Source organism: Cryobacterium sp. M23 (assembly GCF_002929655.1).
In the GTDB taxonomy this organism is placed as follows: Bacteria; Actinomycetota; Actinomycetes; order Actinomycetales; family Microbacteriaceae; genus Cryobacterium; species Cryobacterium sandaracinum.
Genome location: NZ_PJJV01000081.1, coordinates 52,561 through 73,806, shown reverse-complemented (window position 1 = coordinate 73,806; position 21,246 = coordinate 52,561). Strand labels below are relative to the sequence as shown.

Genomic DNA, 21,246 nt, shown 5'->3' with positions numbered 1-21,246 from the left:
GAAGAGTTCACGGTACGTTAGCCGAAAGGGGTTCCCGATGTTTGGTCGACGACGTCGCGTCGCACCGGTCGCACCGGTCATCCCCCCGCCCGTTCCCGAGCTCAGCGACGCTCAGATATTCGAGCTCCTGCACATCCAAATCGCTCGTCTCGTCGGCGCCCAAGGCCAGTGGACTCTGGTTCCCCGCAGCAGTGACGACACCGACGTGATCTTCCACGATCTGAAGGCGAACCAGATTGCCTCGTCCCTGGCCTCCGTGCTCCGCACCGAGACCGCCGTTCTGCGCGGCGAGGTCACCGCCGAGCCCACCGCGCTCCCCTTCATTCCCGCCCCGATCTCCGTTTGGGCCGAACCGGAGCGGGCGCCGACGGCCACCCTTCCGCGCTTCTCCGCCGCTGCTTCGACGAACAACGCCCGCCTCGTCGCCTGACCCTCGGCCCCGCTTGTTTGCTCGCTCGGCAACGCGATTATCGTCCACTCCGGGTCAACCTGCATCGGTGACCGCAGTCGGCACTGAGTTCCGGTGCGGATGATCGTCCAGTGCTTGTTGTGCAGGAGCAAAGGGTGAGCATGGCACAGCAGTACTCCGTCGGACGAGCGCATCCGTTTGCAGCTGCGGAAGAAACGCCCCGCGGCACCGGAGACCACCCATCCCAGGCGCTCGAGATCGCGTTGTGCTGCGGCTGGATCGACGGGCAAGTGAACTCTCTCGACGGTTACTTGTCGCAGGCCTTCACTCCCCGCCGAGCCCGCAGCGTGTGGTCACAGCTCAACCGGGACTCAGCCACCCTCATCGCGGAGGGGTGGATGCGTCCCGCCGGGTTCTTCCCGGCGCTCACGTCCCAGAACCGTTTCGCGATCCTGTTCCGCCTCGACGGTACGAAGCAGCCCGAGGCTCGCGCCGCGAAGATTGCGACCTACATCGGCATGCTCGAATGCGGGGAAACGCTCTACCGGCAGAAACCCCGAGACACCCCTGCGTCGGGAGCTTGCCGGACGCGCTCGTATAGAGTTCCGCCGCATTCTTTGTAGGTCTTCTTCAGACTCGCGCTGCCGCGGAATTCTAGATTGAAGATCATGACTTCCAGCCCCCTCATCGCCCGCACCCCGACACCCCGCATCATGAGCGTGCGCGACCTGTCGCAGATCGCCATCTTCGCCGCCCTGATCGCCGCACTCGGACTGCCCGGCGCCCTGAGTATTGGGGCGGTGGCCGTGCCGATCACCTTCCAGACCCTCGGGGTGATGCTGGCCGGGGCGATCCTCGGGGCGCGCAAGGGCTTCTTCGCCGTGCTCCTCCTGCTCGCCCTCGCCGCAGCCGGCCTCCCGCTGCTGTCTGGCGGGCGCGGTGGCATCGTCTGGTTCACCACCTCACCCTCCGCCGGCTACCTCTACGGCTGGCTGCTCGGCGCCCTGGTCATCGGCTACTTGACCGGCCTGCTCCTCCCCCGCTACCGGCTCTGGGCGGCGCTCGGCGCCACCACGCTTGGCGGCATCGTCGTGGTCTACCTGATCGGCGTGCCCGTCACCGCGATCAACCTGGGCCTGCCGCTCTGGGTTGCTCTCGTCGACGCCGCGAAGTTTCTGCCCGGCGACCTGATCAAGGTGGTCGTCACCGTACTGGTGGCCCGCCAGGTTCACAGGGCCTACCCGGGTCTGATCCCGCCGCGCCGCCGCGCCGCTCCCGCGCCCGAGGCCGACGACGTCACCGCCGGAGCAGTCACGCCCGCATCATGAGCAGGATCGACTTCGACAGTGTCTCGCATGCGTTCGGTGAACGGATGGTGCTGCGGGACATCCGTTTGACCCTCACCGAACAGCGCATCGGCATCGTCGGTGCGAACGGGTCGGGAAAGTCCACCCTCGTGCGCCTGATCAACGGATTGATCAAGCCCGACACCGGAATCGTGAGCGTCGGCGGGCTCGACGTGGCCCGGAACGCCAAGGCGGTGCGCCGGCAGGTCGGCTTCATCTTCACCAACCCGGACAACCAGATCGTGATGCCCACCGTGGCCGAAGACGTCGCCTTCACCCTACGCCGCCGCGGGCTGACCCCGCTCGAGATCTCGACCCGCACGCGGGCGGCGCTCGAGCGCTTCGGGCTCGACCAGCACGCCGACCATCCGGCGCACCGGCTGTCCGGCGGCCAAAAGCAGTTGCTGGCGCTGGCGGCCGTGCTCGTGGCGGAGCCTGAGATCGTGGTCGCCGACGAGCCGACCACGCTGCTCGACGCACGCAATGCCCGGCGCATCACCGAACTTCTGCTCGGCCTGAGCCAGCAGGTCATCGTGGTCACCCACCAGCTGGACCTGCTCGCCGCCTTCGACCGCGTGATTGTGATCGAGGACGGCCGGGTGGTCGCCGACGGTGCACCGGATGCCGCGCTCGGCGCGTACCGGGAGCTGCTGGCATGATCGGGCCGGCATGATCGGGCTCTATCACCCCGGCCACTCGCTGATCCACCGCGCGCCGATGCTGCTCAAGCTCGTGCTTCTCTCGCTCGCCGTGCTGCTCGTCGGCTCGCTCGGCGAGCTCTGGCAGCTGGGCGCCTGCCTTCTCGGGGTCGCCGCACTGTTCCTGGCGGCGCGGGTGCCGCTGGGCGCGGCGTGGCAGCAGATCGGCCCGCTCCTGTGGATTTTGGTGATCGCCGTTCCACTTCAGGCGCTGTTCGCCGGCTGGACCACGGCCGGCCTGATGGCCGGGCGGCTGCTGATCGCCGTGGCGCTGGCGGCGCTGTTCACCGTGACGACCACGGTCACGGCCGTGCTCGAGGGCTTTCAGAAGCTTCTGCGACCGTTCCGTCGCTGGGTCGACGCCGACCGGGTCGGCCTCCTCCTCGCCCTCACCCTGCGGTGCATCCCGCTCGTCACCGAGATCGTGTCCGAGGTGATCGAGGCCCGTCGGGCGCGCGGCACCCAGGGTTCGCTGCTCGCCCTGGCCGTGCCGGTGGTCGTGCGCTCGCTCTACGCCGCGGATGCGATCGGCGAGGCTCTGGCCGCCCGCGGTCTCGACGACTGAGGCCGGAGCGGTTCGGCCCCGGCAGGTCGGTTGCGGCTAGGTTGAGACCACCAGCGGTTTCCGGTCTCACCCCGACCGGACAGGCGAGGAGCGGAGCGCGATGACCCAGCCCGGCGGCACGACCGAGGCACGGCGACGAGGACGGCTGCGGCGCGGCATCCGGGCCGGCGGCTGGTGGAGCCTGACCGCGTTCGTACTCGTCGTGATCGTGTTCCTGGCCTGGGCGAACACGGTGCGCGTGGCCGATCGGGCCGCGGCGGACGAGGTCTTCGCCAACCCGAACGTGACCGTCACCGACACCCCCACGTCGGTCGTCCTCGCGCCCGCCGACGACGCCGGCGACATCGGCCTGGTCTTCGTTCCCGGTGCCCGGGTTGACCCCTATGCCTACCTCTACAAGCTGGCGGGCACGGTCGAAGACACCGGGGTGACCGTTGTGATCACCAAGCCGGTGCTCAACCTCGCCATCTTCGACCGCCGGACGTTGTCCACCTTCACCGACGCCGTCCGCAACGTCTCCACCTGGTTCGTGGGCGGCCACTCGATCGGCGGCGTGCGAGCCTGCATGCTGGCGGACGATCCCGCGGTGGCCGGGCTGGTGCTGTTCGGCAGCTACTGTGCGGCCGCGCCGGAGCGCACCGATCTGCGGGCCCTCAGCCTCAGCGGGAGCGCCGACGGCCTCAGCACCCCGGAGAAGATCACCGACAGCGCAGATCTACTTGTGCCCGACACCCGTTTCGTCGAAATCGAAGGAGCCAACCATGCGCGGTTCGGCGACTACGGCGTCGAGAACGGCGACGGTGTTGCCACCATGTCAACGGATGCCGTTGCCGCCGAAATCACTCGCGAGCTCACTGAATTCCTGACACAGACAACCCCGTAGTCGGCAACCTTCCCCGGTCCGCGGTTGCGGTGCACTGAAGCGGCCGGCACCTGACGAACCCGATCGTTGGAGCACGGCGTGAGCACCCTGGTCATCTTCGATTCGACCTCCAAAACCAGGGCAACCATTGCCGAGACAATCGCCGTCGAGCTCGGCGACGGCACCAGGGCAGTTCCCGTCGACAGCGCGGTCGTGGGCTGGAAACCTTCGCCACGCTTGCAGGCCTTCCTCGCCCAGCGTCGCCCCGGCACCCTGCGGGGCGCGGTCGGCCGCCTTCGACACCCGGGGGCGCACATCCGTGCTGTCCCGCTGAGGTGCAAGAAAGGCACGGGTCTCCTTGACCGGGGCCTCTCCTGCCGCTCTCGGGTTGTGTTCTGTGTTACGTGGTGGTCAGAGAGTCCACGTACTCCTGGTTCTCGGAGATCCACTTCGCCACGATCGGCTCGTAGTCCTTGCCGTCGTAGTCGACGAACATGGCCTTCTCAAGCGAGTACAGCTTGTCGAGGTCCATGTCGAAGCCCTTGATCCACTCGGTGGCCTGCGGAAAGTCCTCGGCGAAGTCGGACTTGGCGTAGCTGTGGAGCGACTCGGTGTTCTTCAGGGTTCCCTTGGGGTCCTCGAGGGTCTTGATCGGCAGCGAACCGTAGGCCCAGTGCGGCTCCCACAGGGTGACGACGATGTTCTCGCCGGCCTTGGTGGCCGCGGTCAGCTCGGTGAGCATGGCTGCGGTCGATGAGGTCAGGTATTCCATGTCGTCGAGGCCGTAGGCCGGGATGACCTTCTCAGTGGTGGCCTTGGTCAGGCCGGCTCCGGGTTCGATTCCGACGATGCGGTTGCCGAACTTGTCGGCGTTCCTGGCCAGCTCATCGAGGGAATCGATGGGGGCATCCTTGTTGACGGCGATGGTCAGGCGGGATTCCTCGTTCCATGCGCCGAGGTCGACGATGTCATCGCCGTACTCCTTCACGTAGGACGCGTGCGTCTGTGGCATCCAGACATCCATGTTGATGTCGTAGTCTCCGGTGGAGAGACCCGAGTAGACGGGGGCAACGTCGGCGTATTCCAACTCCGCATTGTAGCCCTTCTCGTCGAGGATGGCCTTCCACAGTTCGGAGACCGCGACGCCTTCATCCCAGCCGTTGAACACGGCGATGGTGATGTCTTTCTGGTCCTTGTTCCCGTCGCCGACGACGGCGGCCTCGGCCGAGGCGCAGCCGCTGAGTGCGAGGAGCCCAACGGCTCCGAGGGCGATGAGGGACAGTGATCGGTTTTTCATATTGTTTCCTTTCGTGTCGCCTGGTGGGCGACCGGGGCAGAATCAGAAATCAGGAGGTCGTGTGCGCGGCGCACTGGCTCAGGCGGCCAGGGCTTGCTGGGCGCGGCGCTTGCGGGCCGACATGATTCGACCGAGCGGGGTGTCGCCGGTGCCGAGTGCGGCGGTCAGGCGGTCAAGGAAGATGGCGAGGATCACCACGGCGAGGCCGGCTTCGAAACCGAGTGCGACGTCGATGCGGTTCAGGCTGGCGACGACATCCGCTCCCAGCCCCCCGGCACCGACCATACCGGCGATGACGACCATCGACAGGGAGAGCATGATGACCTGGTTGATACCCGCCATGATCGTCGGCATCGCCAGCGGAAGCTGGATCTGCCGGAGGATGCGCCAGGGCGAGGCGCCGAAGGCCTGCCCGGCCTCAACCACTTCTCGGTCGACCCCGCGGATGCCCAGCTCGGTGAGGCGGACTCCCGGAGCCATCGCGAAGATGATGGTGGCCACGATTCCGGGCACGACGCCCACGCGGAACAGAATCAGCGCGGGAATCAGGTACACGAAGGCCGGCATGGTTTGCATGAAGTCGAGAATCGGCCGGATGATGTTGGACGCCACCGCGGACTTCGCCGCCAGGATGCCGAGCGGCAGGCTGAGGGCGATCGCGAGCACACTGGCGACCAGCACCAGTGCGAGGGTGTCCATGGCGTTCTCCCACTGGTCGACGCCGACGACGACGATCAGACCGAGGACGGTACCGACCATGAATTTCCAACCGCGGGTGGCCAGGGCCAGCCCCGCCGAGAGCACGATGATCACCCAGAAGGGCGGCGCCACCAGGAGGAAGTCGACCAGTTCGTAGGCACCGTCGAAGACGGCCCGGATGAAGTCGAATAAGAACCCGAACGTGTCGGTGATCCAGTCGATGAACCCCTCCACGAGGGTACCCAGAGGAAGTCGGAAGTCGTTCACAGGTCGGCTCCTTCCAGAGCGGTGTCGCGGAGGGTTTCGGTGATCACGCTGATGGAAATCGTGGCTGCGGGCTCGATCACGGGCACGTCCCCCGTATTCGTGCTCACGTTGCCGAGCGCGGCCAGCAGGGTCACCCGCGGGATGACGCCGAGCAGACGGTTCTTCTCATCGACCACGGCGATGGCCAGATCACTGCCGACCGAGGGTTCGACCAGGTCGACCAGCGGGGTGTCCGGGTTGACGGAGATCGCATCCGTGCGCACTATCGCGCGCAGATCGGTCTCGCCGGCCTTGACCTGCCCCAGCACGTCGCGATCGCGCACCACACCGGCGAAGGTGCGGTCGCGGTTGAGCACGAAGGTGGCGGAGGTCTGCAGGTCGCGCATGGTGCGGAGCGCAGCTCGGGGACCGCCGGTGATCGTGACCACGGAGCGCACGGGCTCCATCACGCTGGCCGCGGTCAGCACCCGGGCGCGGTCGACATCCTGCACGAACTGAGCGACGTAGTCGTTCGCCGGATCGGTCAGGATCTCCTCGGGGGTGCCGATCTGAACGATGCGACCATCGCGCATGACCGCGATGCGGTCGCCGAGGAACATGGCCTCGTTGAGATCGTGGGTGATGAAGATGATGGTTTTGCCGAGCTCGGCCTGCAGCTCGATCAACTGCTCCTGCATTTCGCGGCGGATCAGCGGGTCAAGGGCCGAGAACGCCTCGTCCATCAGGAGGACGTCGGTGTCGGCGGCGAGAGCCCGGCCGAGGCCGACTCGCTGCTGCATTCCGCCGGAAAGCTCGGACGGCAGGCTGTCGGCCCAGCCGTCGAGCCCGACGAGGCGGATGATGGTGCGCGCCTTGGCGAGCCGCTCCTCGCGGCCCATGCCCTGCACCTCGAGTCCGTAGGCGACGTTGTCGATCACGGTGCGATGTGGTAGCAGGGCAAAGTGCTGGAACACCATGGAAATATTAGTGCGGCGCACCTCGCGCAGCGCGGCGGCGGAGATGCCGGTGATGGCCTGGCCGGCCACCGTCACGCTGCCAGAGGTGGCGTCCAGTAGCCCGTTGAGCATGCGGATCAGGGTGGATTTGCCCGAACCGGACAACCCCATCACCACGAAGATTTCGCCGCGGTGAACCTCGAATGAGGCGTCGATAACGGCGGCGGTGCCCAGCGAGGACACCTCATCGCGGCTGGCTCCCGCGGTCAGCTTCTTGACGAGCTCGTGCGGACGACGCCCGAACGCTTTGTACAGTCGATCTGCCTTCACGGCAATAGTTTCGGTCACGGATTCTCCCGGTGCACGCCGGGCGGGGCCGAATCACGGCCGACGGAACGGATGCACGCTGTGTCGGACGGGTAGGCCGTGACCGGCCTCGACGCGATGGAAAGCGTGGGCTGGGGCGATCATGGGGATCGCATCCGTCATGGCCTCACCATACGAAGCGCCGTACCGATGGGGCCGTGGCTGTACATTCGCGTCCTGGTGAAGGGTCGTAAGACCAGCAGCAACCCTAACACGGGGGTATTTGCGTCGCAGAAGCAGCGATTTCGACGGTTTCGGGTAGCGGGGAGAACCGGCCCTACCGCAGGCCGCGAGACAGCCGCCGCGGAGCATCCGTGCCGGGTCGCGTTCGACGACCCGGGCCGGACTCAGGCCTTGAGCGCCGCGATCTGCGCGGACTTCTCGGTCGCCGCGGCCGTCTCGGCGGCGCTGGGCGCACCGTGGTGGGCGATCATCGTGGTCTCGTCGAACGGCTCGTGACGGTCGAGCACCCGGTCGACCTGGGCACGATCGATCTCCTTGGTCCAGGATCCGATCAACACGGTGGCGACGGCGTTGCCGGTAAAGTTCGTGAGCGCGCGGGCCTCGGACATGAAGCGGTCGATGCCCACGATGAAGCCGACTCCTTCAAGCAGCTGCGGGGCGTGGGCCTGCAAGCCGGCGGCCAGGGTCGCGATCCCGGCACCGGACACTCCGGCGGCACCCTTGGAGGCGATGATCATGAAGGCGAGGAGCCCGATCTGCTCGCCCAGGGCGAGCGGCTGACCCATGGCCGTGGCGATGAAGAGCGACGCCATGGTCAGGTAGATCGCGGTGCCGTCGAGGTTGAAGGAGTACCCGGTGGGAACCGTGACGCCCACGACCGGCTTGGAGACGCCGAGGTGCTCCATCTTGGCGATCAGGCGCGGCAGCGCCGCCTCGGAGGAGGAGGTAGAGAAGATCAGCAGGTACTCTCGGCCGAGATAGCGCATCAGCTTGAAGATGCTGATGCCGGTGACGATCTTGAGCAACCCGCCGAGGATGACGACGATGAAGAGCACACAGGTCAGGTAGAAGGCGCCCATCAGGGTGAAGAGGCTGATAACGGCCTGGAAACCGGTGGCACCGACGACGGCGGCGATCGCACCGAAGGCGCCGATCGGCGCGAGCCACATGACCATGATCAGGATGCGAAAGACCAGGGCCTGCACGTGCGCGATGCCCTCGAGGATCGGCTTGCCGGCGGCTCCCATCTTCTGCAGCGCGAAGCCGGCGATGAGGGCCACCAGCAGGGTCTGCAGGATGTTGCCGGCGGTCAGTGCGGAGAACAGTGTGGTCGGGATGATGCCGAGGAAGAAGTCCGATTCGGCGGCTTCCGGCGGCACGAAGGTGGTCGCGGTGAGATCGAGCCCTGAGCCGGGCTTGATCACGTTGCCCACGACGAGGCCGATCGCCAGGGCGAAGGTGGACATGGTCAGGAAGTAGCCGAGGGCCAGTCCGCCGATCTTGCCGACCGTGGCGGCCTTCGCGATGGACCCGATGCCGAGGATGATCGTGCAGAAGATGATCGGCGAGATCATCATCTTGATCAGGGCGATGAAGATGTCCCCGAGCGGTTTGAGCGAGACGGCGAATCCGCCTGTGCCGCCGAAGAGCAGGCCGACGATGACGCCGAGGATCACCGCGACGATGACCGCCATGTACAGGTAGTGGGACTTGTCAAACTTCTTCGCGGGCTGTGCAGCGCGAGCGCGAGGCAGTGATGCCATAAAAGACTCCTTTGTCTAGTAACTAGGCTGGGGTGAGGCGCTGGTGCGCCCGGACCATCCGTGGTGTGTTTCACACTGGACGACCGAGGCGCCCGCGTCACTGTTGCGGTCATATTGGTCACGGTCGCGCAAATGGAAGAAGGATGCGATGGGGCAAGGCTGGAGCATTGCGCGCCGCCTGTTCCTGGCGAACGCCCTGGTCATCATGGCGATAACCGTGTTCGCGGGCACCGCGGCCTTCGTGGACGCCCGCGACCGTGGTTTCGTCGCCGCCGAGGAACGGATGCTGTCCGTCGCCAGCGCCATCGCCGACAACCCGCTCGTACTGGATGCCAGCCGCTCAGCCGATCCCAGCGCGGTGCTCCAGCCGTACGCCGAGCGGGTCACCGCCGACGCCACCCTCGACTTCATCACGATCATGGCGCCCGACCGCACCCGCTGGACCCACCCGACCGAGTTGGAGATCGGCCGCCCCTACATCGGTACCGTCACGCCCGCCCTGGCCGGGGAACCGTTCACCGAGGTGACCACGGGCACGCTCGGACCCTCGGTGCGGGCCGTCGTTCCGATCACCGACGCGCAGGGAGCCGTTCAGGGCCTGGTGGCTGCGGGGGTGAAGACGAGCAACCTCTCCATCGCGCTGAGCGCGCGGCTGCCGGCCGTGCTGGGGGTGGCCCTGATGCTGCTGGCCACGGGCACCCTCGCCGCCTGGCTGCTCGGTCGCTATCTGAGCCGGGTCACGCTCGGCTGGGGACCGGAGCAGCTCGCCCAGCTCTTCGTCTACTACGACTCGGTGCTGCATTCGGTTCGGGAGGGTCTCGTACTCGTCACTCTCACGGGCGAGGTCGTGCTCTACAACGATCAGGCTGCCCGGCTGCTGGGCCTGCCGCCGCGCTCACCGACTGAGGGCCGGGCATCCTCCGCCGCCACGCAGAGCCTTGACCGTCTCGACCTTCCCCCGGCGCTCGCCGAGCTACTGAAGAGCGGCCGCCCCGCCACCGACGAGATCCACGTCACCGACACGCGCGTGCTGGTCGTCAGCCAGCTGCCGGCACTGAAACCGGGCAGCGGCCGCACCAAACCCGCGCCGATGGGCTGGGTTGCGACCATCCGCGACCACACCGACCTGCAATCGATGGGCAGCGAGCTCCGGTCGATGCGCACCCTCTCGGATGCCCTGCACGCCCAGACCCATGAGCACGCCAACCGGCTTCACACCATCGTGTCCCTGATGGAACTCGGGCGCAGCGCCGAGGCCCTCGATTTCGCCACCAAAGACCTGGAGCTCAGCCAGCAACTCACCGATGACATGCTCGACTCGGTGGACGAACCGGTGCTCAGCGCCCTGCTGATGGGCAAGTTCGCCCAAGCCAGCGAGCTGGGCGTGCTGCTCACGGTTGAGGCGGCCGGAACCCTCGCCGATTCCGGCCTGACGGCGCAGGACCTGGTCACGGTCGTGGGCAACCTGGTCGATAACGCGCTCGACGCGGCCGCCGGCGGCGAGGCACCCCGCCGGGTGCACCTCTCGGTCGGCTCCACGCCCTCGTCGGTGGCGATCGAGGTGGCCGACACCGGGCCCGGCGTCGACCCGGACGCCGTGACGGACATCCTCCGCCGCGGTTACAGCACCAAGGAGCCCGGCAGTTTCGGCCGCGGCCTCGGACTGGCGTTGGTGCGGCAGACGGTCAACCGGCTCGGCGGCAGCCTCAGCATCACCCGACGCGAGGGGGCCGTGTTCACGGTCACCCTCCCCCGGCAGCCGGAGCAGCCCGCCGCGGGCATCGAACCCGACCTCGCGGCGATGATGGGCGGATCGCATGACTGACCGGGACATCCGGGTGCTCGTCGTCGAAGACGAAGCCATTGCGGCCGAGGCGCACGCCGCCTACCTCGGGCGTCTGACCGGTTTCGTGCACGCGGGCACCGTCGGCGACGGCCATTCCGCCCTGCGCGCCCTGGCTACGGCCGTCACCGCCGGGCAGCCCATCGATCTGGTGCTGATGGATATGACCCTGCCCGACCTGCACGGCCTCGACGTGAGCCGACGGATGCGCGCGGCCGGCCTGACCACGGACATCATCGCCATCACGGCGGTGCGCGAACTGCACATCGTGCGCGGCGCCGTGGCGGCCGGCATTGTTCAATACCTGATCAAGCCGTTCACCTATTCGACCTTCGCGCAGAAGCTGGTGCAGTATCGGGACTTCCGGCTTCAGCTGGGCGGCCTGTCCGCGATGACCAGCCAGACCGACGTGGACCTGGCGTTCGCGAGCCTGCGCACGCCCACCGAGCTGCCGCGGCCGAAGGGTCTGTCCGAGGGCACCCTGGGCGCGGTGATCGAGTTCCTGAAGCTGCAGACCGTTCCGGTCTCCTCCAGCGAGGTCATGGAGCAGCTCGGCATTTCGCGGGTGACCGCCCGGCGCTACCTTGAGCATCTGGCCGACACCGGCTCGCTCGAGCGGTCGCCGCGCTACGGCACGCCGGGGCGGCCAGAGAACGAATACGTCTGGCGCCGGTGAACCGTCCGGGTAGCTGTTTCAGAGCTCCTCCTTCATGATCTCGGACAGGTGGTCGTCCTGCGCCCGGGTCAGATGCCGGATCAGCGACGCGATGCTGTTCGCCTCCGGGACGGGCCGGAGGTTCAGCAGCTCCGCACCGGCATCCTTGAGCACGGCGTGCACGACTCCGCGGACGCGCCCGTACGATTCGGCGAATCAGGTAGCTCGACAGCATTCGTTGTCTTTCGTCTGGTCGTGAGCCGGCGAACCTTCGGTGGGCCCCGATCGGTCGGAGACAGAGTAGACCGAGTGGCCGCCGGATTTACGCCGCGACGGGCGGAGCCGGCAGCGGGTCGGGGCGGACGTGGCCACCGGCGCGGACCGCAGCACCGAAGGAGGATCCTCAGGCGCAACCGAAACCAGCGCCAAAACGGTTGTTGTATCCCGCGGCGGGGCACTCGGCGCCGGCGGGCGGGTGAACGGCGGTGGTGCCCGTCTGTGAGAAACGGTGAGACAGGAGATCTGAATGATTGTCGCAACGGCAGCGCGGGGCCAGGCTCTCAGAGGAACCGGTCGAGGTCCACCACACCCAGCGTAGCCAGGGACCGCGCAAGCATCTCCTCGATCCGTTCTGGTAGGTCCTCCCGTTCGGCAAGCCGGTTCGATACCTCCTGAACGCCGCTGAAGTACGCCACCAGATGCCAGGCCTCGCGGTCGTGGTCGAGTCCGGACGGGATCTCCCCCGCTGCCTCGGCCTCACGAAGCAGCATCGCGATGCGCGCGACCCAGCCCACGTACGGGGTCGGCAGGATTGCCGGGATCAGGTGATATTCCCGCACGAGCCGCACCGAGGCCCGCACGCGCACGTCGTTCCGGAAAGCGCCGGCAACCCCGCGGATCGACGCCACGATGGCCTCGATCCCGCGCATGGGTGACGCATCGCCCAGTACGTTGGCGAACGGAGCCCGCGAAAACGAGGAATGCACGAGCGCGAGCGCCATATCCGACTTGGCTTTGAAGTGGTACTGTACCAACCCCTTGCCGGTGCCCGACTTCTCGGCAACCAGGCCGATCGAGGTGCCCGCGTAGCCGCGGTCGGCGAATTCGATTGCCGCCGCTGCCAGGATGCGTTCACGCGCCTCGATCCTGCGAGCATCACTTCCAGCCACCAGCACCTCCGGGAATCGTCACCGTTCGACCGAATGGTGCGATATACCAGCCTAACCATCGGGCCGGGACGCCTTCACCTGAGAGTGCTGTACGATCGTACAAGTCCCCGGGTGAGATTCAGTTCTCGACTGACCGGGGGGATTCAGGGGGACCCGGGGACCAACGCAACCCCAGTCGGATTCGCATCTGGCTGGGGTCTGCTCCCCCGAGCCAAACCCCATCGCCCTCCACGGAGTGCCTCTTTCCCGTCCCCAACGGTCAAGCCCGNGGGGGGGGGGGGGGGGGGGCGAGCCTGCCCAGTCCCGGTGACCCGCCCTCCCGAGGTCCCCACGACGCTGGTCGAGCCTGTCAAGACCCGGGACGAGAGCCACGCCCTACAGCCCCACCGCCTTGCTCGGCAGTGCGATCAGTGTCTGCTCCGGATCGTTCTCCACCGGTGGCCGGAGCCAGTATTGCGTTCCCGTGCGGGTGATCTTCCAGTGCTGGTTGTGTAGCAGCAGGTGGTGCGGGTGGCAGAGCAGTACTCCGTCGGCGAGGTTGGTGTCTCCGGTGTCTGTGAGCCATTCGTTGATGTGGTGGGCTTCGCTCCAGGCCGGTGATCGGTCGCAGCCGACCCAGAGGCATCCGCCGTCGCGCACTCCCATCGCGGCGCGCTGTGCCTCGGTGAAGAGTCGTTCGTCACGGCCGACGTCGATGATTTGGCCGATGTCGTCGAACTTGATGCCGCGGGTGCCGGTGTCGCAGAGCAACCGGTCGATGGTTTCCTGCGAGATGGGGACCGGGTTGCCCTCGATCTGCCCGTGCGCGGCGGGTTCGGCGGCACCCGGCTCGCCGGTCTCAGCCGTGAGCGCTTTCTCGGTCACGATCACGCGCACCGCCGGGCGGCGGCCGCCGAAGACCCGGCCGGGGTCGGCCTCGCCGGCGATCGTGAGCAGCTGCACGAGGGAGTCCGCGTTGATCTGCTCGGTGCTGCGCGGGTCGTCCTGCATTTTCTGGGCCCAGGCGGCGCGTTCCGGGTCGACGAAGCGCACTCCGCCGCGGCGGGGTCCGGTGATGGAGTCGAAGGTGGAGAGCACGAACTCGCCGTCTTCGGGGGCGAAGAGCCCGTTCAGGCGCACGTTGCCATTGCTCAGCCGGTAGACCTTCAGGTAGCGGTCGTCGTGGGCCTGCTTCTCCCGGGCGGCGATGCCGGCCTCATCGAGGTGGTCGCGCATCCGTCTCGCCCGTTTGAAGACCTCGTCGGCATTCAACGTTGACGCCTCGGTGAGGAGCGCCGCGAGGGCCACCCGGAGCTTCTCCGCGGTAACTGCCGCGTCGATCTGGCCGAGCCCGGCCCGGATCGACTCGGCCGCGTCAACCGAAAGGGTGCCGGCGGTCACGGCCCGGGCGATCGGCGCCTGCCACGGCACCCTCGCAACAAACGCCGCGACGTCGACAGCGTCGGCATCGGCATCGGCGTCGGGCGTCGAGAGCGTCGAGAGCGCCTCTTCGACCAGCTTGTCGGCCGCCTCGGTGTCGGCCATCATCGTGCCGACCGCGACGAGTTTGTAGGCGTCGCCTTTGGATGAGCCGGTCCAGTTCTGGATCAGGGCCTCGGGCGAGAGGAACCCCTGCTGCGCGGCCAGCCCCGACTGGCCGAGTTCCGGGCGGGAACGTTCGGCGATGGTTGCGGCCATCAACGCGGCATAGGTGTCGAGCAGACGGCGCGCGCAGGCGATCCGCTTCTGGCCGGCCAAAGCCTCGGCGTCGGGAAGAGCCGCGAGGTCGGCGCTCGAGGAGCCCAGCAGGGCGACAGCGTCGGCCGCCCGCCTGAGGTCATCCGCGAGGTTCGTCATGTTATGAGGATACCTCGTCGGGTACGTATAGTCGAGACTTATGCATCAATTACTGTGATAAATTCAGATCTTTGTTCTAGTACCAGAACGCGGAGGTCGCGCTGGCATGCCGATATGGTCTGGGGCCGGCGTGTCGGTCTCGCGGCGCAGGTTATGGACCGTGGCGGACGTTCTAACGTGCGCCTGCTTCCTCACCGTGCGCCGGGAGAGGGGAGGTCAGACGGGGAGCCTTCAGGGATCATCTGACCGGGTCTCGACGGGCTCGAGCACCTAGGGAGGGCACCTGGGGAGGGCACAAAAAAACCCTTCCATTCGGTGAAAACCTGATGAAAGGGGCCTGGTGGTGCACCCCCCCGGACTTGAACCGGGAACCCACTGATTAAGAGTCAGTTGCTCTGCCAATTGAGCTAGAGGTGCGTGTTTCTTTACTCTCCGACCCAGGGTGACCCGAACCGACTCTAGATACTAACAGCACGATTGCCTTCGGCGCCAATCGAGGTACAAACCGGAGAGTCGCGCCAAAATTACTAGTCTTGGTCTGTGACCCAGCCCCAGAAGTACTCCCTCGATGACGACCTCCAGCTCGCGACCGAGCTCGCCGATCTGGCCGACGCGATCTCGCGCGACCGGTTCACCGCGATGGACCTCGTCGTGACGACCAAACCCGACCGCACCCCGGTGACGGATGCCGACCAGGCCGTGGAGCGCGCGATCCGGACTGCCCTGGCCGAGCGGCGCCCGGCCGACGGCATCCTCGGTGAGGAATTCGGCACCGAGGGCACCAGCGTGCGGCAATGGATCATCGATCCGATCGACGGCACAGCCGGTTTCCTGCGCGGCATCCCGATCTGGGGCACCCTGATCGCCCTCGCCGTCGATGGCGATCCGGTGGTGGGGATGGCGAGCTCCCCAGCCCTCGGCAAGCGTTGGTGGGCGCGCACCGGCGGCGGCGCCTGGATGACCGACGAGCGCACGCCCGGCGCCGACCCCGTGCGCCTGGCCGTGTCCGGAGTGGCCGAGCTCGCCGACGCCTCGCTCAGCTACAACAGCATCCAGCAGTGGGACCAGACCGGGCACCTCGACGAGCTGATCACACTGTCCCGCCAGGTCTGGCGCACCCGCGCCTACGGCGACATGTGGTCGTACATGCTCCTCGCCGAGGGTCTGCTCGACATCGTCGCGGAATACGACCTGCAGCCATACGATCTCGCGGCCCTGGCCCCGATCGTGCAAGAGGCCGGCGGCCGGTTCTCCTCCGCCGACGGCCGGCCCGGCCCCTGGCACGGCAGCGCTCTGGCCACCAACGGCCTGCTGCACGAGCCGGCTCTGCGGGCCCTCGGCACCGCGACCACCACCACGGATGCCCCCGCGTCCCCGAGCGCGCCGACCCGCTAACCGATGATCCCGCCGCGCACGCACCCCGGAACCCTGACCCTGCTGATCGCGGCGGCCAGCGTCCTGACCGGCAGCCTCACCGGCTGCAGCGTGATCGGCGACATGCTGCCGACGCCGATCCGCAGCGTGGCTGCCGTGCCGGCATCCGCTCTCGGAGAGGTCACCGCTGTGGCCGACCTTCTCGTCGGAGACTGCCTGCGTGAGGTTTCGGAGGGACTGGACGTGAACGCATCGATCGTTCCGCGGGTTTCATGCGACGAGAGCCACGAGTTCGAGGTATTCGCCCGGTTCCCGGTGCCGGGCGACGCCTTCCCCGGCGACAACGCCGTGACTGCAATGGCGGAAACCGGCTGCGGTTCCCTGTTCGAGGACTTCGTGCTGCTCGAGTACCGGGCGTCAAGTCTGGACTTCGCCTACCTCACCCCCACGGCGCAGAGCTGGGCCGACGCCGACGTCCTGGCCAGCCCGAACGGCCCGGGCAGCCGCGACGTCTCGTGCCTGATCACCGACCCGGCCGGCGCCGTGACCGGCACCCTGGCCGGCGCATCGCGCTGACCCGCGGCCATACTGTTGACCCATGAGGATCAATGCCTTCTCGGATGTCTCCCTGCGAGCGCTCATGTTCCTGGCGACGCTCCCCGACGGCGAGCTTCAGACCTCGCGGGTCATCGCCGAGGCGGTAGCCACCCCGTACAGCCATGTCAGCAAGGCCGTCATGCGACTCCGCGAGCTGGGACTCGTGGAGTCACTGCGCGGCCGTACCGGCGGAGTGAGGATCAGCCCGGTCGGGCGCACGGCTACCGTAGGCTGGCTGCTGCGCCAACTTGACACCCGCGACGATGTCGCCGACTGCGAGACGCCCCACGGTGACTGTCCGCTCAGTGGCGGCTGTGGACTCCGCGGGGGGCTCCGACGAGCACGGGAGGCGTTCTACGCCGAACTCGACGACCTTGTGATCGCGGCTCTCCCCCATATCGGCTTCCCCGCTCCCGTTGTCCTCACGCTGGCACCCCCGCCGCCGCGCCGCGCCGATCGGGGGTAATGGGATACAACCAGATATTAAGCATTTGAAATGATACTTTTGGGTACGTCCCTCAATTGCTTGGAGTTTGCATGCTATCCACCCAGTCACTGCCCCTCATCAAAGCGACTCTGCCCCTGGTGGGCGAGCGCATGCCCGAGATCGCGAAGAACTTCTACAGCCGGATGCTGACCGCTCACCCCGACCTCTTCGACGGCCTCTTCAGCCGCTCCAACCAGAAAAACGGCTCGCAGCAGCAGGCCCTGGCCGGAAGTATCGCCGTCTTCGCGACCTACCTGGTGCAGAACCCCGACACCACGCCGGAGGCCATGCTCTCCCGCATCGCCCACAAGCACATCTCCCTCTCCATTGCGCCCGAGCAGTACGACATCGTCTACAAGTACCTCTTCGAGGCCATCGCCGAAGAACTCAGCGACGTCATCACGGCCGAGATCGCCGGCGCCTGGACCGAGGTCTACTGGCTGATGGCCCACGCCCTGATCAAGATGGAGAAGGGCCTTTACGCCGGTCTCGCCAGTGACAAGCCGCTCGCCCCCTGGGTCGTCGTGAAGAAGGAAGCGGCCGGCACCGACGCCGTCACATTCACCCTGGAGCCGGCCGACGACACGCCCGTGACGCCTGCCCTGCCGGGCCAGTACGTCAGCGTCACGGCCACCATGCCCGACGGCATCCGCCAGGTGCGCCAGTACTCGCTGTCGGCCGGCACGGCCACGACCCGCGTCTTCACCACCAAGCTCGACGCAGACGGCGAGGTCTCCCCCGTGCTGCACCGTGATGTGCAGGTCGGCGACACGCTCATCCTCTCCGTGCCGTGCGGCGACATCACCCTAGATCAGGGCACCGGCCCGCTGATCCTGGCCTCGGCCGGAATCGGCTGCACGCCCAGCGCATCGATCCTGCGCTCCCTGGTGGACACCGGCTCGAAGCGCGAGGTGCTCGTGCTGCATGCCGAGAGCAACCTCGAACGCTGGGCGCTGCGCGACCAGATGAGCGAAGACATCGCACTGCTGGAAGCAGCAGAGCTCGAACTCTGGCTGGAGATCCCGAGCGAGGGCCACCACGAGGGCTTCATGTCCCTTGAGAACGTGACGATCCCGACGGATGCCTCGGTGTACCTGTGCGGTCCGCTCCCGTTCATGCGCAGCCTGCGCTCACAGGCGCTGGAGTCCGGTGTGCCGGCCGACCGCATTCACTACGAGATCTTCGGCCCTGACCTCTGGCTTGCCGGCGTCTGATCCGCGCGGAATCTCAGCGCAGCCTCAGTGCTCGTCGCCCCATTCGGTGCCCTCGAGGTCGCCGCGCAATGTGCCGGTGACCTCGTCGACCGCCTCGCCCACGGTGCCCGCGAACCGCTCCGGTGGGAACCGTCGACTGAGACCGTAGTCGCGCAGGTGGTCCTTCACCGGACCCTTCATCTCGGCGAAGATCAGCGTGATCCCGCGTGAGGCGAGGAAATCGTCGAGTTCCAGAAGTTCTTCCACGGCGGTCGTGTCGATGTCTGTGATCGGCTCGGCCGCCAGGATGACCGTGTGCACGTCACTCCCTGCCTCGGTGACGACGCGACGCACGAAATCGTCGAAAATGCCGCCGTTGGCGAAGAACAGCGGCGCGTCGAAGCGCACGATGACGATGCCGGGCAACCGCTCGCCCTCCGGATGACGGGACAGGTCGTGGTACCCGCGCAGCCCACGGATGCGCCCGAGCTCAGCCCGGTAGGGTCGCCAGGCGTGGCTCACGAATGCCCCGAGCGACAGCACGATCGCCACGCCGATGCCCTCGATCACGCCCACGACCACGACACCGAGGAACGACGCGATGGACAGCGCGGCATCCACTTTGTTCATCCGCACGAGGGCGAGGAACCCCTTCACGTCGATCAGACCGGCGGCGGCGACGATCACGACAGCAGCGATGGTCGCCGAGGGCAGGTAGTCGGTGAGTCCGGGCGCCAGCAGCATGAACACCACGATGAGTGCGGCGCCGACCACGCCCGTGAGCTGGGTTCGTGCGCCCGCGCTCTCGGCAACGGGGGTGCGCGAGGACGACGCCGAAATGGGGAAGCCGCCGAGCAGACCTCCCGCGATGTTCGAGGCGCCGATCGCCGCCATCTCCTGACTCCCGTCGACACTCTCGCCGCGGCGCGCGGCGAACGTGCGCGACAGCACGGCCGTATCGGCGAAGGCGATCAGGGCGACGCCGAGGGCGGGAAGGGCGAGCGCGGCGACATCCGCCCAGACCAGACCGCCGAGCGCCGGAGCGGGCAGGCCCTGCGGCATCGCCCCGACGACGGGTATGGTGCTGTGAAGCCCGAGTACGGCAGTCAGCAGTGTCGCCAGCACGACGGCCACGAGCACGCCGGGGATCCGAGATCTGCCCCAGGACAGACCCACGATGATGAGCAGCGACCCGAGTCCGAAAAGCAACGCGGTGAGGTTGACTTCGCCCCCGGCGATACCGGCCCCGATTGCGATCACGTCGGCAATCGGCTGACCCGAGTCGATCGAGAACCCCAGCAGCGCCGGCAGTTGGGAGATGATCACCAGGAGTCCGAGGGCATTAAGGTAGCCGACCCGGATGGGCTTGGAGAGCAGGTCGGTGACGAATCCGAGGCGGAGCAGTCCGCCCAGCAGGAGGATCAGGCCGACCATGATCGCGAGTAATCCCGCCAGGGCCACCGCTCGGTCGTCGTCGCCGAGGGCAAGCGGCAGGATCACGGCCGCGATGATCGGCGCCAGGGCCGAGTCGGGGCCGAGCACCAGCACGCGAGAGGGGCCGAACAAGGCATATGCCGCCAACGGAATGATCGTGGCGTACAGGCCGGTCTCTGGCGGCAGGCCGGCCACCTCGGCGTAGCCGATGCCCACCGGGATCAGCAAGGCGGTGAGCACAAGCCCCGCCCTCAGGTCAGGGAGCAGCCAGGCGCGCCGGTAGTTGAGCGCGGTATCGATACTCGGCACCCACTTCTTCACCCACGCAGCCGCCATTGAGTTCCTCCCGGCCCATCTTCCCCCATAACCACGACGCAAAAAGGCCCGAACCCCATGAGGGGTCGGGCCTTCCGGTTCAACAACGTGTGACAGCAACCAGTGGTGGAGATGGGGGGAATTGAACCCCCGTCCACTGCTGTGGTCATATGCCTTCTACGGGTGTATCCAGTGAAATCGTTCTACTCGGCTCCGGAATTTGCCGCTGGCATCTAATCCGACGAGCCCAGCCCTCGTTTGAGTCCCCCTACACCCCGCGGCTCAGAGTAGGAGCAATCTCTCTAAATGACGTCAGGGTCCGGGTAGAGAGCATTCCCGGCCTGGCGGACTTCTTAGTGCGCTCGCTTAGGCAGCGAGGGCGAAGTCAGTGCGGTTTGATTTGGCACTTATTGTTTTGCAGAGATCGTTTACGAGATAACCCTGCATCCTCGACCCGCTTCTCATAATTGCGCAGGCAATGTCGAAACCGATCATCCCCATGTGCACTCGCTGCCACCATGGCGGCATTCAAGTGGGTCACTGTCACACGCTATTGAGTTTTCAATCTGCTGAGTGTCAATCCGCACGGCCCGGTTGGATCGCTCGGATCGTGCAGTCCTTTAGCTTACAATACGACGAGGTGGAAGGCTAGTCGCCGAGGTTCTTTCGGGCGGAGATGGCCCGGTCGGACTCGCGCTTGTCCTGGCGCTCGCGCAGCGTCTGGCGCTTGTCGTACTCTTTCTTGCCCTTGGCGACCGCGATCTCCACCTTGGCCTTGCCGTTCTTGAAGTAGAGCCGCAGCGGGACGAGCGTGTAGCCGCCCTCTTTGGTTTTGTGGCTGATCTTGATGATCTCCTGCTTGTGCATCAGGAGTTTGCGCTTGCGCCGCGGCGGGTGGTTGGTCCACGTGCCGGCGACGTACTCCTGGATGTGCACGGCGTCCAGCCAGATCTCGGCGTTCTCGATGAAGGCGTAGCCGTCGACGAGCGAAGCCCGACCGGCCCTGAGAGACTTGACCTCGGTGCCGCTGAGCACCATTCCGGCCTCGTAGGTCTCCTCAATGAGGTAATCGTGGCGTGCCTTGCGATTGGTCGAGACGACCTTCTCGCCTATTTCCCTGGGCACGGCATACTCCTCGACTCGGTGGGTGTGTTCGGACGCGATGCCGACCA

Annotated in this window: 21 protein-coding genes, 1 tRNA gene and 1 other RNA gene; 12 read left to right on the top strand and 11 right to left on the bottom strand. The window is 66.9% G+C overall.

All coding sequences use genetic code 11. The features are described 5' to 3' along the window. Positions 1 to 37 precede the first annotated feature (37 nt). From CXY82_RS14920 to CXY82_RS14895, 6 genes are all read left to right on the top strand, one after another. Entirely contained in the window at positions 38 to 430 is a 393-nt protein-coding gene (locus tag CXY82_RS14920; RefSeq protein ID WP_104171606.1) for a hypothetical protein, read from the top strand. Positions 431 to 570: 140 nt separating this feature from the next. Further along, complete coding sequence (locus CXY82_RS14915) at positions 571 to 1,032, top strand: YdeI family protein (RefSeq protein WP_104171702.1); 462 nt, start codon at positions 571 to 573, stop codon at positions 1,030 to 1,032. Between the two features lie 45 nt (positions 1,033 to 1,077). Then, positions 1,078 to 1,737: a biotin transporter BioY gene (locus CXY82_RS14910; protein WP_104171701.1), complete on the top strand. Its 660-nt coding sequence runs from the start codon at positions 1,078 to 1,080 to the stop codon at positions 1,735 to 1,737. Continuing rightward, positions 1,734 to 2,414, top strand: coding sequence for an energy-coupling factor ABC transporter ATP-binding protein (locus CXY82_RS14905; RefSeq protein ID WP_104102835.1), 681 nt, complete (start codon positions 1,734 to 1,736; stop codon positions 2,412 to 2,414). The genes CXY82_RS14910 and CXY82_RS14905 overlap by 4 nt, the downstream gene beginning before the upstream one ends. Positions 2,415 to 2,424: 10 nt before the next feature. Continuing rightward, complete coding sequence (locus CXY82_RS14900; RefSeq protein ID WP_104171605.1) at positions 2,425 to 3,018, top strand: energy-coupling factor transporter transmembrane protein EcfT; 594 nt, start codon at positions 2,425 to 2,427, stop codon at positions 3,016 to 3,018. A gap of 100 nt (positions 3,019 to 3,118) precedes the next feature. Further along, entirely contained in the window at positions 3,119 to 3,901 is a 783-nt protein-coding gene (locus CXY82_RS14895; RefSeq protein WP_104171604.1) for an alpha/beta hydrolase, read from the top strand. A 379-nt stretch (positions 3,902 to 4,280) separates the two neighbouring features. Here CXY82_RS14895 and CXY82_RS14890 read toward each other — a convergent pair whose 3' ends face one another. The 4 genes from CXY82_RS14890 to CXY82_RS14875 all read right to left on the bottom strand — a co-directional run bounded on the left by CXY82_RS14890 (position 4,281) and on the right by CXY82_RS14875 (position 9,171). Continuing rightward, positions 4,281 to 5,177, bottom strand: coding sequence for a glycine betaine ABC transporter substrate-binding protein (locus CXY82_RS14890; RefSeq protein ID WP_104171603.1), 897 nt, complete (start codon positions 5,175 to 5,177; stop codon positions 4,281 to 4,283). A 78-nt stretch (positions 5,178 to 5,255) separates the two neighbouring features. Continuing rightward, a complete protein-coding gene (locus CXY82_RS14885; protein WP_104102826.1) occupies positions 5,256 to 6,143 on the bottom strand; it encodes a proline/glycine betaine ABC transporter permease in 888 nt (295 codons plus the stop codon). Beyond that, positions 6,140 to 7,408: a glycine betaine/L-proline ABC transporter ATP-binding protein gene (locus tag CXY82_RS14880; RefSeq protein WP_233191517.1), complete on the bottom strand. Its 1,269-nt coding sequence runs from the start codon at positions 7,406 to 7,408 to the stop codon at positions 6,140 to 6,142. Before CXY82_RS14880 ends, CXY82_RS14885 begins: the two co-directional genes overlap by 4 nt. A 383-nt stretch (positions 7,409 to 7,791) precedes the next feature. Further along, positions 7,792 to 9,171, bottom strand: coding sequence for a cation:dicarboxylate symporter family transporter (locus tag CXY82_RS14875; RefSeq protein WP_104102820.1), 1,380 nt, complete (start codon positions 9,169 to 9,171; stop codon positions 7,792 to 7,794). Positions 9,172 to 9,319: 148 nt separating this feature from the next. Between CXY82_RS14875 and CXY82_RS14870 the strand changes: the two genes are divergently transcribed. Next, entirely contained in the window at positions 9,320 to 10,996 is a 1,677-nt protein-coding gene (locus CXY82_RS14870; RefSeq protein WP_104171602.1) for a sensor histidine kinase, read from the top strand. After that, positions 10,989 to 11,690: a response regulator gene (locus CXY82_RS14865; RefSeq protein WP_104102814.1), complete on the top strand. Its 702-nt coding sequence runs from the start codon at positions 10,989 to 10,991 to the stop codon at positions 11,688 to 11,690. The genes CXY82_RS14870 and CXY82_RS14865 overlap by 8 nt, the downstream gene beginning before the upstream one ends. An 18-nt stretch (positions 11,691 to 11,708) precedes the next feature. Here CXY82_RS14865 and CXY82_RS17140 read toward each other — a convergent pair whose 3' ends face one another. From CXY82_RS17140 to CXY82_RS14850, 4 genes are all read right to left on the bottom strand, one after another. Then, positions 11,709 to 11,852: a hypothetical protein gene (locus CXY82_RS17140; protein WP_134543578.1), complete on the bottom strand. Its 144-nt coding sequence runs from the start codon at positions 11,850 to 11,852 to the stop codon at positions 11,709 to 11,711. Positions 11,853 to 12,229: 377 nt separating this feature from the next. Then, positions 12,230 to 12,838: a TetR/AcrR family transcriptional regulator gene (locus tag CXY82_RS14860; RefSeq protein ID WP_158252068.1), complete on the bottom strand. Its 609-nt coding sequence runs from the start codon at positions 12,836 to 12,838 to the stop codon at positions 12,230 to 12,232. A gap of 375 nt (positions 12,839 to 13,213) precedes the next feature. After that, positions 13,214 to 14,674 carry a DUF222 domain-containing protein gene (locus CXY82_RS14855; RefSeq protein ID WP_104171600.1) on the bottom strand — a complete coding sequence of 487 codons (1,461 nt, stop codon included), beginning with the start codon at positions 14,672 to 14,674 and terminating at the stop codon, positions 13,214 to 13,216. Between the two features lie 341 nt (positions 14,675 to 15,015). Then, positions 15,016 to 15,091 (bottom strand) — tRNA-Lys (locus CXY82_RS14850). A 123-nt stretch (positions 15,092 to 15,214) separates the two neighbouring features. On the opposite strand from CXY82_RS14850, the gene CXY82_RS14845 reads away from it, so the two are divergent. The 4 genes from CXY82_RS14845 (at position 15,215) to CXY82_RS14830 (ending at position 18,346) form a co-directional block, all read left to right on the top strand. Beyond that, complete coding sequence (locus tag CXY82_RS14845) at positions 15,215 to 16,069, top strand: inositol monophosphatase family protein (RefSeq protein WP_104171599.1); 855 nt, start codon at positions 15,215 to 15,217, stop codon at positions 16,067 to 16,069. A gap of 3 nt (positions 16,070 to 16,072) precedes the next feature. Next, positions 16,073 to 16,624, top strand: a complete 552-nt coding sequence (locus tag CXY82_RS14840) for a septum formation family protein (RefSeq protein WP_104171598.1) — start codon at positions 16,073 to 16,075, stop codon at positions 16,622 to 16,624. Positions 16,625 to 16,646: 22 nt separating this feature from the next. Further along, on the top strand, positions 16,647 to 17,111 hold the full coding sequence (locus tag CXY82_RS14835) for an Rrf2 family transcriptional regulator (protein WP_104171597.1): 465 nt from the start codon (positions 16,647 to 16,649) through the stop codon (positions 17,109 to 17,111). 71 nt (positions 17,112 to 17,182) lie between these two features. Beyond that, on the top strand, positions 17,183 to 18,346 hold the full coding sequence (locus CXY82_RS14830; RefSeq protein WP_104171596.1) for a globin domain-containing protein: 1,164 nt from the start codon (positions 17,183 to 17,185) through the stop codon (positions 18,344 to 18,346). A 24-nt stretch (positions 18,347 to 18,370) separates the two neighbouring features. Here the strand turns inward: CXY82_RS14830 and CXY82_RS14825 are convergent, their stop codons facing one another. The 3 genes from CXY82_RS14825 to smpB form a co-directional block, all read right to left on the bottom strand. Beyond that, positions 18,371 to 20,095 (bottom strand): SulP family inorganic anion transporter, encoded by a 1,725-nt coding sequence (locus tag CXY82_RS14825; RefSeq protein WP_104171595.1) that lies wholly within the window; start codon positions 20,093 to 20,095, stop codon positions 18,371 to 18,373. Positions 20,096 to 20,198: 103 nt separating this feature from the next. Further along, positions 20,199 to 20,573, bottom strand: a transfer-messenger RNA (tmRNA) gene (gene ssrA, locus CXY82_RS14820). A 149-nt stretch (positions 20,574 to 20,722) separates the two neighbouring features. Further along, complete coding sequence (gene smpB, locus CXY82_RS14815; RefSeq protein ID WP_104171594.1) at positions 20,723 to 21,199, bottom strand: SsrA-binding protein SmpB; 477 nt, start codon at positions 21,197 to 21,199, stop codon at positions 20,723 to 20,725. Between the last annotated feature and the right edge of the window lie 47 nt (positions 21,200 to 21,246).